The sequence below is a fragment of the Singulisphaera rosea genome, from assembly GCF_054877945.1.
In genome coordinates, this window is the sequence record NZ_JBTYIP020000002.1 from 370,724 (window position 1) to 383,040 (window position 12,317).

The 12,317-nt window shown below is 63.8% G+C and carries 11 protein-coding genes; 7 read left to right on the forward strand and 4 right to left on the reverse strand.

What is annotated here, in order from left to right:
• Nucleotide 1 precedes the first annotated feature (1 nt).
• The 4 genes from ACYOEI_RS04565 to ACYOEI_RS04580 all read left to right on the forward strand — a co-directional run bounded on the left by ACYOEI_RS04565 (nucleotide 2) and on the right by ACYOEI_RS04580 (nucleotide 4,872).
• Nucleotides 2–1,624 carry a hypothetical protein gene (locus ACYOEI_RS04565; protein WP_462848136.1) on the forward strand — a complete coding sequence of 541 codons (1,623 nt, stop codon included), beginning with the start codon at nucleotides 2–4 and terminating at the stop codon, nucleotides 1,622–1,624.
• 5 nt (nucleotides 1,625–1,629) lie between these two features.
• Nucleotides 1,630–2,385 (forward strand): lipoate--protein ligase family protein, encoded by a 756-nt coding sequence (locus ACYOEI_RS04570; protein ID WP_462848137.1) that lies wholly within the window; start codon nucleotides 1,630–1,632, stop codon nucleotides 2,383–2,385.
• A 431-nt stretch (nucleotides 2,386–2,816) separates the two neighbouring features.
• Nucleotides 2,817–3,761 (forward strand): FHA domain-containing protein, encoded by a 945-nt coding sequence (locus tag ACYOEI_RS04575; RefSeq protein WP_462848138.1) that lies wholly within the window; start codon nucleotides 2,817–2,819, stop codon nucleotides 3,759–3,761.
• A 112-nt stretch (nucleotides 3,762–3,873) separates the two neighbouring features.
• Nucleotides 3,874–4,872 carry an AAA family ATPase gene (locus ACYOEI_RS04580; protein ID WP_462848139.1) on the forward strand — a complete coding sequence of 333 codons (999 nt, stop codon included), beginning with the start codon at nucleotides 3,874–3,876 and terminating at the stop codon, nucleotides 4,870–4,872.
• A gap of 331 nt (nucleotides 4,873–5,203) precedes the next feature.
• On the opposite strand, the gene lgt is transcribed toward ACYOEI_RS04580, so the two are convergent.
• The 4 genes from lgt to ACYOEI_RS04600 are packed head-to-tail and all read right to left on the reverse strand — an operon-like array spanning nucleotide 5,204 to nucleotide 7,780.
• Nucleotides 5,204–6,067 carry a prolipoprotein diacylglyceryl transferase gene (gene lgt, locus ACYOEI_RS04585; RefSeq protein WP_462848140.1) on the reverse strand — a complete coding sequence of 288 codons (864 nt, stop codon included), beginning with the start codon at nucleotides 6,065–6,067 and terminating at the stop codon, nucleotides 5,204–5,206.
• A gap of 26 nt (nucleotides 6,068–6,093) precedes the next feature.
• Nucleotides 6,094–6,483: an aspartate 1-decarboxylase gene (gene panD, locus ACYOEI_RS04590; protein WP_462848141.1), complete on the reverse strand. Its 390-nt coding sequence runs from the start codon at nucleotides 6,481–6,483 to the stop codon at nucleotides 6,094–6,096.
• A 6-nt stretch (nucleotides 6,484–6,489) separates the two neighbouring features.
• A complete protein-coding gene (gene panC, locus ACYOEI_RS04595; RefSeq protein ID WP_462848142.1) occupies nucleotides 6,490–7,344 on the reverse strand; it encodes a pantoate--beta-alanine ligase in 855 nt (284 codons plus the stop codon).
• 7 nt (nucleotides 7,345–7,351) lie between these two features.
• Entirely contained in the window at nucleotides 7,352–7,780 is a 429-nt protein-coding gene (locus ACYOEI_RS04600; protein ID WP_462848143.1) for a (2Fe-2S) ferredoxin domain-containing protein, read from the reverse strand.
• A gap of 282 nt (nucleotides 7,781–8,062) precedes the next feature.
• On the opposite strand from ACYOEI_RS04600, the gene ACYOEI_RS04605 reads away from it, so the two are divergent.
• From ACYOEI_RS04605 to ACYOEI_RS04615, 3 genes are read left to right on the forward strand one after another with little or no spacing between them, the layout of a single operon-like run.
• Nucleotides 8,063–10,444: a PAS domain-containing sensor histidine kinase gene (locus ACYOEI_RS04605; RefSeq protein WP_462848144.1), complete on the forward strand. Its 2,382-nt coding sequence runs from the start codon at nucleotides 8,063–8,065 to the stop codon at nucleotides 10,442–10,444.
• A 50-nt stretch (nucleotides 10,445–10,494) separates the two neighbouring features.
• Entirely contained in the window at nucleotides 10,495–11,001 is a 507-nt protein-coding gene (locus ACYOEI_RS04610; protein WP_462848145.1) for a response regulator, read from the forward strand.
• A 51-nt stretch (nucleotides 11,002–11,052) separates the two neighbouring features.
• Nucleotides 11,053–12,285, forward strand: coding sequence for an ATP-binding protein (locus tag ACYOEI_RS04615; RefSeq protein WP_462848146.1), 1,233 nt, complete (start codon nucleotides 11,053–11,055; stop codon nucleotides 12,283–12,285).
• The last annotated feature ends 32 nt before the right edge of the window (nucleotides 12,286–12,317 follow it).

The window sequence follows — 12,317 nt, forward strand, 5'->3', positions numbered from 1 at the left end:
CGTGGACCGCTCTCTCCGGCTGCTCTTGAAGTTGCAGACGATCGGGTGGGCCAGACGCTTTTCCCGAGGTCTGCGCACCCTCAAAGGGGGCTTGCTCCTCCTCGTCGGGACCATGGTCGTCCTGCCGATGGTCACCCTCTCGATGTTCGCTCCTCGAGTGCAACCGGCGGAACAGCACGCGGCGATCCTGCGATTCGGACCTTTGGCACTCCTCGGGACGTGCTTGCTCAACGCCCTGCTGATGACCGGAAACACGGCCGTATCCTATTCATCCGTCGAGCTCAACTTCCTCGGCGCAGGCCCTTATCGTCGTCGACAGTTGCTCTTTTACAAGCTCACGGCGAGTCTCGGAGCCACGTTCGTTTCGGCCCTCATCCTGACTCCGATCGTCGGACAACACGCGGAAAACCTGTTGGCCGCCTTCATCGGGATCTTCCTCATTTTCGAATTCTTTTACCTCATCACCTTTGCGTCGGGACTGGCTTCGGCGAGACTCGAACCCATGCGCAATCGCCGCACTTCGATCGTCGTCGGGGCGATCATCCTCGCGCTCGGAGTCGGTTTGATCGCATTGACGCCCAAGCCCTTCGAGGTGGTGCCCTATGAGATCCTCGGGCGACTGGAGACTTCGTCGGTCGTTCGAGGTCTCCTCTCCCCGTTTCGCCCGTTCGTCCTGACATTCGCGGCCGAACGCCTATGGCCCGACCTCGTGGCCTGGAGTACGGTCGCCGCCGCCATCGACCTCACGATGCTGGTTGTCGTCGTCGCACTCGAGGCTCGAATCAAGGCGACCGAAGTGGGCGTGAGCGGATCCGGTCGCAATCCACGGGATACTTCCCTGAACGGGGGGGCCGATTATCACGCCAGGGGTTCGCGGTTCACTTGTCTCTGGCTCGGTGGCCTTTACGCGAATCTCTGGAGACAAGCCCTCACCCTCGTGCGACCTCCGTTGCGATTGACGGGGCTCGTCGTGCTTTTCCTCATCCCCATCGTTTCGACGTTGCTGACGGTCAAGGAGCCGAGCCGAGCATTCTCGAGCGCTCCCGAGTTGCTGGCGAACATCCTGCCGACGCTTGTGGGAGTATCGCTATTTGCCCCTTCGGTGATCGCGTTCGACTTCCGCGCCGATGTTTTTCAAATCGAGACATTGAAAACCCTGCCCATTGCCGCTCGCCGACTCGTTCTCGGGCAACTCGCCACGACGACGGTCGTCTTGACGGCGGCCCATTGGTTCACGCTTGCCGCCATCGCAAGCCTCGTCCCGATCGGACCGTCGACGCTCGTCGGACTTTCAGCGCTGGCCGCGCCCTGGAATCTCTGCCTCGTCGAAGTCGAGAATCTTGTTTTCCTCTGGTTCCCTTCGCGAAACGCGGCGAGTTTGGCAGTCGATTTTCAAACGGTGGGCCGCCAGATGTTCACGATGATGGCCAAGGTCGCTTGTATCGGATTCGTATCCGCCGTGGCCGCGGGGTTAGGAACTGTCGCGTATTATGGACTCGGCGAGAGTCGAATCGCGGGCTTTGCCGTTGCCACGTTGGTCTTCTCCGGGGCGAGTTGGGCGTTGCTTTACCTCGTGACCTTAGCGTTCACCCAGTTCGATATTGCTCGCGACATCCCGGCTTAAAGCCCATGACCATATCCTGCGATCTGCTACCCCACGAATCCGCCGACGGCGTCGAGAACATGGCGCTCGACGAGGCGCTCCTCGATTCGGTCGCCGATGCCCCCGATCACGGCGTATTCCGGACGTATCAATGGTCCGAGCCGACGCTGACCCTCGGGTATTTCCAGTCGATCTCGGAAGCGGAGGCCGAGCCGAGGTGGCGTGATGTCCCCATCGTCCGACGCCTGACCGGTGGAGGGGCGCTCTGGCACCACCACGAGGTGACATACGCCTTGATCCTACCCGCCCGGCTTCCCCTGGCCGCTCGAGGCGCGAGCCTGTACCACGCCGTACACTCCGCCATCGCCAAGGTCCTCCGCGAGCACGGCCTCGACGTTCATCGTCGAGGGGACGAGGCACAGGGGATAGAGGCTCTCGCCAACCGCCCCTTCCTCTGTTTCAGTGATCGCGACGCCGAGGACCTCGTGTCCGCGCGGTCGAAGGTCGTCGGGAGCGCCCAGAGACGTCGCGCCGGGGCCGTTCTCCAGCATGGGTCGATCCTGCTGGCACGATCCCCAAAAACTCCGGAGCTCCCAGGGGCCAGTAACCTTGCCGCAGTATCGAGCGATGTCGACGCCTGGGCTGCGGTCTTGCGAGAGCAGATCCCGCAAGAGCTTGGACTCGCCCCAAGATCGGCCGCCCTCCCGGGGAGTGTAAGTCTGCGTGCCGAGGAGTTGGCGCAAACGATCTACAGAAACCCGAATTGGAACCGACGGCGATGACTCCGGTGGAAGACGCAGGAGAAAACCTCATTCCGACGTGAGGTGCTCGCCGATTTCGAAAAACGGGTGGGGAGACGATTCGTGGCGTCTTGGAAGTTGCCTCGGTTCCGGTAGAATCAAAGAGTCTCGATGTCGGCGTTGCCGAAACCCTTCGTCCTCCAGAATGGACGGCAGCACCGAAGTTTGGACTCTTGTCTCCTGGTTCTGCCAAATCCCAAAACATCCCGCTCGAAGATTGTCGGCCATGCGCACTCCGGCTATGATGCGGGGTGTTTGTGCTGTCCTGTTTCCGCCGAGCTCACAGCGATGCCTGGGGTCGCATACGAGATTCGTTTCGTCCGTTGATGAGGTGGGAGACAGTCGTTCTCTCTCAGACGCCACTCTCCAATCAAACGGTTGCTGTTGACCAATAGGTCGGGACGGTCCCTCCAATGAAAGTGCAGCTTATCGTCGTCCAGGGCAAACCCGAGGGGAAGGTCATCCCCCTCGTCCTGCCGGTCTTCAAGATCGGCCGCGGCGAGACATGTCACCTCAGACCCAGCAGTGAGTTGGTTAGCCGAGAGCACGCCGAATTCACCGTCTCTGCGACCGAAGTGAAGGTCCGCGACCTCGGCAGCCGGAACGGTACTCTCGTGAACGGCAAGACCCTCTCCCAGCCGTGCGTCCTCAAGGATCGCGACCTGGTTCAGGTGGGCAGCCTCACCTTCGCCGTCTCCATCCAGGTTTCGCCGGCGTCGGGCGTCAAGTCGTCGGCCTCGTCGTCTCCCAAGGCCGCGGTCAAAGTTGCGTCGCCGGATGACGTCAGCAACGACGACATCGACTCATGGTTGGTTGCAGACAGTACTCATTCCGTTCCGGAACGCCCCTCGGGCGTGTATAACGGCGACACGATCACCATCGACTCCTTCAAGGAGAAGGAAGCGCCCAAGCCCAAGGCGAAGCCGGCCACTCCCGCGGCAGCGGCTCCAGCCCCCGCACCTCCGGCTCCTGTGCCGGCGGCTCCGGCTCCAGTTCCGGCCCCGGCAGCCTCGGCGCCGGTTCCGACGCCAGCCCCGCCCGCTCCTGCCCGAGCTCCTGCTCCGACTCGGGCCCCGGCGGCGGCACCCGCCTTGGATTACGACCAGGAATTCGAGCGGCTGCCCGAAGGCCTCGGCGATGATACCGAGGAGACGCGGGACCAAGGCGGAGACGAGGAGGACGATGACGCCTCCGACGAGGCCGCTGTGGCCGAAGACGAGTATGTCGATGAGTCGAATCCCTTTTACGTCAAGAAGAAGGCTCCCGAGGCCCCGGTCAAGGAAGCCATGAAGGATTCGAGCGACGCCGCCTCCGAAATCCTCCGGAAGATGATGGAACGGCGTCGGAGCTCCCGGTAACCCGTCGGACGATGCTCAGACGCGGAAGTCGTCCATGGAGGGCCATGGGCGACTGGGCGTTCCGGCCCGACCGGTCCCGGCCGGTTTTTCTTGGTTAGGGAATCGCCGCCTCATGTCCGATGACGAAACTCTGCCGACGCTCGCCGAAGAGCGCGGACTGTCGGACCTGATCGAACGCCTGGAGACCAGCGTCGTCGGCCAACGCCGCCTGCTCGAGCGGTTGGTGATCGCGTTGTTGACGGGCGGACACGTCCTGATCGAAGGGGTACCCGGCCTCGCCAAGACCCGATCGGTCCGGGCCCTGGCCATGGCGCTCGGTCTCCCCTTCCGTCGGATCCAATTCACGCCGGATCTGCTCCCCGCCGACCTCACCGGGACTCAGATCTACCGGCCGTCGACCGGCACGTTCGACGTCCGGCCCGGGCCGATCGTCACCAGCGTCCTCCTCGCCGACGAGATCAACCGGGCCCCGGCCAAGGTGCAGAGCGCCCTGCTCGAGGCGATGCAGGAAGGCCAGATCACGATCGGCGACGAGACCGTCGTCCTCCCCGAGACGTTCTGGGTCCTCGCGACCCAGAACCCGATCGAGCACGAGGGGACCTACCCGCTCCCCGAGGCCCAGCTCGACCGCTTTCTCATGAAGTTGATCGTCGATTATCCCGACCGCTCGTCCGAGCTCGCGATGCTCGACCTGCCGAGCATTGCCGAGGGGCCACATTCCGACGCGCGATCCGCCGACCCACCACCGCTGTTTGGTCCCGGCGACGTCCTAGCGTTCCGCGCCAAGGCGAGCGCCGTACGCGTCGCCCCGGCGATCAAGGAATATGTCGTCGATCTGGTCCGAGCGACTCGAGAGCCTCAGCACTATGGTTTGGAGCTAGCCCCGCTCCTCGAGCTCGGGGCCAGCCCGAGGGCCACCATCGCCCTGATCCGGGCCGCCCGGGGACATGCCCTGCTCTCGGGACGAGACTACGTCACGCCCCACGACATCAAGAGCCTCGCCCGAGAAGTTCTCCGCCACCGGATCATCGCGAGCTACGAGGCGGACGCAGAAGGTCTCACCCCCGACGACCTCCTTGGCCGGATCCTCGACCACATCCCCGTGCCGTAGAGCTGATCACGGTGGCACCTCCTTGATACACGCCCGAAGCGCCCGCGAGTGGATCTCTTCGCGAGAAACCGAAGAGATCCACTCGCGGGCGCTTCGGGCTTGTCAAATTCATTCCGTGGGAGCCATCGGGTGGATGCGCTCCGATCGTGGTTCGCTCGAGATGTGCATCGCTTTCTGGAGAACCCGCCCAGCCCAGTCGAAACGCGCAATGACAAACCCGGCCTCGTCGAGAGGGCCGGGCTTGGAGGTTGCCAACTGGATTGTGCCAGGAGATCGAGATAAGTCGGTCACTGCACACGATGACGCAAGACTTCGCACACCGTAGGACTCGTTATCGGACCGAGGCTGTCGACAGTTGCCCGACGGGCTCCGGCGCGTGGTCCGCGTAGCGTTCGCGGGGCATCTTCCAGAGCCTGTACCAGAACAGCAGGCCACACGCCAGCAATGGGACACTGATCGTCTGGGAGATGGTTAGCCCGAGGAAGAACGAGCCCTCATCATTGCGAAGGTATTCGATGAGGAACCGGGTAATCGGATAAGTGACCATCAGCAGGGCCATCACCTCGCCATCGCGCTTGCGGATCGGGAAGTAGGCGGAGAGCAGGATCGTGAGGAGGAAGCCGTCGATCGCGGAATAGATCTGCGTCGGATGGACGGGGAGCGACCACGCCGCGTCGGGAGAGATCAACCCGTAAACGGCCTGGGCCTTCCAGGGCGGGGAATCCTTGGGGAACGAGACCGCCACGGGCAGGTCGCAGAGGTCTCCGTAGCAGCAGCCGTTCAGGAAACAGCCGAGCCTGCCGATGGCGATGCCCAGGGCCAGCGACGGGGCGACGACGTCGAGCAGCGGCCGGAGGGGGAACGGGCGGATCGCGCGATAGAGGAAGAAGGCCGCGGTGCCCCCCATGATGCTGCCGTAGAGGACGATGCCCCCTTCCCAGATCCGGAAGATGTCGCCGACGGTGCGGATCCGGTCGCCCCAGTATTGATACACGTAAAAGAGCCGGGCCCCGAGGAGGCCTCCGATGAAGACCCAAATGGCCAGGTCGTAGAGGAGCTCGGGATCGAGCTTTTCGCGCCTCGCCCTCCAGGCGGCGAGCCTGGTCGAGCCGAGGAACGCGAAGAAGAGCATCATCCCATAGCCGAAGATCTTGATCCCGCCGAGGATGGGGATCGTGAACAGGACCTGCCTCATGCGTCGCCCCCAGGGAGTGGATAAGGTCAGGCGCCGACCGGGCCCGGGATCGGCGGGTAGTCGATCCGTTCGACGATCCGATTCGCTTCGTCGAGGGCGACGACAACAGGGCTGTGTCCTTCGACTTCGTCGGGAGCGAGGTCGGCGAAGGCCATGACGATGATCCGGTCGCCGGCGGCACCGAGTCGCGCCATGGCGCCGTTCAACTCCATCTGGCCGCCCCCGCGGACCCCGGGCAGGGCGTATGTCTCGGCCCGCTGCCCCGTGGCCACGTTGCTCACGAGGATCGCCTCGTACGGATAGATCCCGACCGCCTCCATGAGCGCGACGTCGATCGTCAGGCTCCCGTGATAGTGCAGGTCGTTACGCGTCACCGTGGCGAGGTGAAGCTTGCTCTTGAGGACCTTGAGCCGCATCCCAAATCATTCCGCGAGTAGGGTATTGTCAATCAACCGGGTCGACCCGAAACGGGCCGCCACGAGCGCGACCGCCGCATGGCCCGGTGAGAGTTTCGTGAGGGGCTCGAGCGAATCCGCATCGGCCACCTCGGCATAGTCGAGTCGTGCCAACGATTCCAATTCTATCGTTTCTCGCAAGATCTGTCGAACCCGGTCGGCGTCCTGCTCGCCCCCGGAGACCGCCTCGCGTGCGAGCCCCAAGGCCCTGGCGATCACGGCGGATCCTCGCCTCTGTTCGGAGTCGAGATATCGGTTCCGGCTACTCATCGCGAGCCCATCGGCCTCCCGGACCGTGGCCACGGTCCGGATCTCCACGGGCAGGTTCAGGTCCTCGACCATCCTGCGGATCACAACCTGCTGCTGGAAGTCCTTCGCCCCAAAGTGGGCGACGTCGGGCTTGACGATCTCGAAGAGCTTCAGCACGACCGTCGCGACGCCTCGGAAGTGTTGGGGCCGGATCGCCCCCTCCAGGATGTGGGAGAGGCCCGGCACCTCGACGAACGTCGAAGTCGCCCCTCGCGGATACACGACCGCGGGAGTCGGCTCGAAGACGAGGTCGGCGCCCGCATCGGCCGACATCGCGCGGTCCCTTTCGGGCGTCCTGGGATATCGGGCGAAGTCCTCGGTCGGCCCGAACTGGGTCGGGTTGACGAAGATCGAGACCACGACAAACCCGACCTCGGCCCGACATGTCTCGATGAGTCGGGCGTGCCCCTCGTGCAGGGCCCCCATCGTCGGGACCAGCCCGATCGTCAGTCCCGAGGCCCGGGCCGCGGCGACCTGTTCGCGCACGTCGGCGATCGATTCCGCGACTCTCACGCTCGACCTATCCTTGGCCTTCGGGCCGACGATGGGGACACTTGGGGTTGTTCAGGCAGGAATCCTCGATCAGCAAGTCGCCGAGGATCTCGCCGCCTAGGAGGGTCTTCTGAACGATCCGCGGGACGTCTTCGACCTTCACTCGGCCGTACCAAACTCCCTGGGGGTAGATGACCACGGCGGGGCCGTGCTCGCACTGGTCGAGGCAGCCGGCCTGATTCGCGCGGGCCAAGGGGCCGAAACCCGCCTTTTTCAGCTCCTTCTTGAAGGCATCGCGGAGCGACTGACTCCCTTCGGGGTCGCAGGAACCGCGGGGATGCCCGGGTTCCCGCGCGTTGCCGCAGACGAGGATGTGGTGGGTAAATGCCGGCATGATCGATACCGTCTCCTGGGGCGTTCGACCGGCCTCGCGGGCCCGGCCCTCGTTCCGTTTCATCGTCGGGACCGGCACCTACGCGGTCAAGACCGGATCCTTCCGGCCACTCCTCCAAGGGGCCCGGGGAACGGGACGAATCGGAAAATTCGCGATGAATAATGTGAGGCCCCGCCCTTGCACCGGCTATACTCGGGGAATCCCGAATGAGTGGGGTCGTGACCGAAGGGGCCAACGCCCGTGGATTCCCCTGCGAAACCCGATGCCAGGACCGAGGTCCCGGACGCTCCAGGGGCGGGATCTCGACGCCCTGAGGAAAAGACTCGGCCCGTCCCTGACGAAGGAGTGGGCGCTGCGGGAGCGCGAGCCCCACGCCTCGGGCGGCTGCTTGAACGCACGGCGCAACCCATCTCGGCCGTGGATCTTGATGGCCGCATCACTTACGCCAACAGGGCGTTCGAGGAGCTTCTCGGCTATTCGCAGGCGGAGTTGCTCGAGCTCACAATCCGCGACATCACACCCCCGAGATGGCTGTCGACTTCCGCCGAGAACCTGTCGGCGATCGAAGCAAGTGGCCGATCGGCCCGCTACGAAAAGGAATACCTGCGCAAGGACGGCCGGGTTGTCCCGGTCGAAGTCGCCGTCGACCCCGACGTCGACGACCAAGGGAATTCGGTCGGGTTCTACGCGTTCATCACCGACGTCTCGGAGCGCAAGCGGGTGGAGTGCGCCCTGAGGGAGTCGGAGGACCGGTTCCGCCGCATCTTCGACGATGCCCCGGTCGGATACTACAAGCTCGACGCCGAAGGTCGAATCCTCAACATCAACCGCCCTGCCTGCGAGCTACTCGGACGTTCGCGCGAAGAACTCGTGGGGAAGTCCCTCCTCGAATTGCTCGGAGAGCCTTCGAGAGCCGGCGGAAGCCGCAGATTCCTCGAGACGTACCACGGGCTGGAATCGGTAGGAACCTTCGAACGTGCGATCACGGCCGGGGACGGCCGGTATGCCGTTGTCTCATGCAAGGAACGGCTCTGTCGAGACGAGCAGGGTGAGCTCTGCGCGGTCCTCGGCTCGCTCCAGGACGTGACGGAGCAGAAGCGGACCGAAGCGGCCCTCGTCGCCTCGGAGCGTCGGGCACGGGCGCTCTTCGAGGGAATGCACGATCCCTTGATCGTCCATTCGCCCGAGGGACGGATCCTCGACATCAATCCCGCAGCCTGCCGGTTGCTTGGGTATTCGCGTGAGGAATTGCTCGGGATGTCGACGGGCGACATCGACGCTCCCGAGTTCGCCTCGGGCTACCGCGACCGACTCGAGGTCCAACTACGCTTCGGACACCTGGCCTTCGAGGGAGCCCATCGGACGAAGCTCGGGAGGATCGTCCCGGTCGACATCAACAGCGCAACGATCGTCTTCGACGACGAGAAGGCGATCCTCTCGGTGATCCGAGACATCACGGAAAGGAAAGCCCTCGAGGAGACGAAGCGTCGCCTCGCCGAAGAACAGGAGCGTAGCGCCCAGGAAGTGGCATCGAAGAACCGAGCATTGACTGCGTCCGAGGCGCGCTACCGACTGCTCACCGAAGGCTGCCTCGACGCCGTGATCGTCGCCGACCGCCAGGGGAGGATCACGCTCTTCAATCCGGCCGCCGAGACGACGTTCGGATATACGAGCGAAGAAATCGTCGGCCGGCCGATCTCGGTTCTCATGCCCAAGGAATTCGGCGAGAATGTCCTCGATGATGTGTTCGGCCGCAGGCAGTCGGCGATCGTGGGGAGGACCGTCGAGCTCCTGGGCCGTCGCAAGTCGGGAGAGGACTTTCCCCTGGAATTGTCGCTGAGCGCGACCGAATTGGCCGGGGAATTGCAGTTCATCGGGTCGATCCGGGACCAAACCGAACGACAACGGATGCGAGCCATGCTTGCGCAATCCGAAAAGTTGGCGTCGATCGGGCTCCTTAGCGCGGGCGTCGCGCATGAGATCAACAACCCGCTCGCGTACGTCGCGAACAACCTGGTCGTGCTCGAACGCGAGATGACCGGCATCACCAACATCGTCGCCGCGTACGAAGCCGGGAAAGATGCCCTCGCAACCTCCGCTCCCGACGTGCTGCAACGGGTCGAGGTCCTGGCCGAGGAACTTGACTGGGAATACGTCCGGGAGAATATCCCGAAGATTCTCGGGAGGACCCGAGAAGGCGTCCAGCGTGTCGCGAACATCGTCCAGAACCTGCGAGGACTCGCCCGGACGTCGCCCCCCAAGATGGAGCCGGTTGCGATCCATGACCTCGTCGAGTCCGCGGTCGAGATGATGCGAGGACGACTCCGCCGCCATAATATCGAGCTCGAGATCGACCACGGGGAAACCCCTCGGCTCGTCTGCGTCGCCTCGCAGATCAGTCAGGTCCTCCTCAACCTCCTGATCAACGCCTGCCAGGCGATCGAGGCCCAGGGGAAGGACGACGGCGGGTCGATTCGGTTCCACTCGACTCGAGAAGGGGAGATGGCCATCCTCTCGGTGACGGATAACGGCTGCGGTATCCCCGCCGAAGAACTGCCGCACCTGTTCGACCCCTTCTACACCACCAAACCGGTGGGAGAAGGGACCGGCCTCGGGTTATCGATCAGCCACGGGATCATCACCGGCCACGGCGGTCGGATCGAAGTGGAGAGCCGGCCGGGGCTGGGGACGTCGTTCCGGATCTACCTCCCGCTGAAGTCGGCCTGATCGTCCGATCGACCCGGCCCGTTCGTCCTCGAGTCGAGGAGTGGAGACCGATGAGCCCGACCGCGAAGCATTGCCTCCTGATCATCGACGACGAGCCGAACGTGTGCGACTCGGTCCATGACCTGCTCCGGCGCGAATTCCGGGTCTTGAAGGCGAATAGCGCCCGAGACGGCTATCGCATCATGCAGGAAGAGGAAGTGCACATTATCATGTCCGACCAGAGGATGCCGCAGATGACCGGCGTCGAGCTCCTGGCGAAGGTCAAGTCGCGCTATCCCCAGGCCGTGCGGATGCTCTTCACCGGTTTCGCCGACCTGGAATCGATCATCGCGGCCATTAACCAAGGGCATATTTTCGGCTTCCTCAAGAAGCCCTGGCAGCCCGAGGAGCTCGAATCCGCCGTCCGCCAGGCCGCCATGGAATACGACCGCCTGATCGAGACCGCCCACGAACGCGAGGAGTTGGTGACCGAGGTGCTCAGCCTGCAGACACGCGTCACGGCGCTGGAGTCGGAAGTCCGTCGCCTTTTAGGGAATTCGGTGCCCCCAGCGCAATAAGGACATCTGGGTCTCGATTATCGATGACCTGTCCGAGTCGGAGTCTCGTGGATGGATCAGAGGCGACATACCCTGCTGGTCGTGGATGACGAAGTCGATGTGCTCGAGAGCCTGCGCCATCTGTTTCACCGCACGTACCATGTCCTGACGGCGAACGGGGGCCCCAAGGCCCTCGAAGTCCTCGGTCGAGAAGACGTGCACATGATCCTGTCCGACCAGCGGATGCCGGGGATGTCGGGCGACGTCCTCCTCGGGCACGCGCGTCGCATCCAGCCCGACGCGATCCGGATGCTGTTCACCGGCTACGCCGACATCCAGGCGGTGATCAACGCCGTCAACGAAGGGAACATCTTTCGTTACATCCTCAAGCCCTGGGATGCGGCCGAGCTCGAAGGCATCCTGAAGCAGGCGACCGATCAATTCGAGCTCCTCGCCGAACGTCGCCGACTGATCGCCGAACTCCGGACCGCCAACGCCCAGCTGACCCGGGCCAACCAGGAGCTCGCCGAGGCGGGGCAGCTCAAGAGTTCGTTCATCGAGGTGGCTAGCCACGAGTTCAACACGCCGATCACCCTCGTCCTCGGCCTGAGCGAACTCCTCCGGCTCACGAACCCCGACCGCAGCGAACAAGAGCGGGCGCTCGTCGAGCGGATCTCCGCCAGCGCGCGGCAGCTCGCTCGGCTCGTCACGAACACGCTCACGTTGATGAGGGCCGATGACTTCCGCCGGACCCTCCAATGCGTCCCGGTCGAGCTCGCCCCGCTCCTCCGCGGGGTTGTCGACCAGGTCCAGCCGTTCATCCGCGCCCGTAAACTCGAGCTTCGCGTCGAGGTTGCGGACGATCTCGGGGTCTTTGAAGTCGATCCCGATAAGATCGGCGCCGCGGTCGTGAACCTGTTGACCAATGCCATCAAGTTCACGCCCGATGGCGGGGTCATCGCCTTGACCGGCAAGCTGATCTCGGCGGATGAGGCCGAGATCGAGATTCGCGACGAGGGTATCGGCATGGAACCCCGGGCCCTGGCTTATCTATTCCAACCTTTCTTCACCCAATTCGACTCAAGTCGGCATTCTTCGGGGGATTTCGGCTTTAACAAACGAGGCTTGGGGCTTGGACTCAGCATCGTGAAACAATTTGTCGAGTTGCATGGCGGGAGGGTGTCGGCAGAGAGTACAGTCGATGTTGGGACGAAGGTAACCATCCGCCTGCCTCGACGGCAGGTCCGCCGACCGGTCGACGGCGGGGGAGATCACCGCGACGGGAGCGAGCCGTCCGGTGCTTGAGAGGAGGGGACCCAGGACACGACGGTTGGATC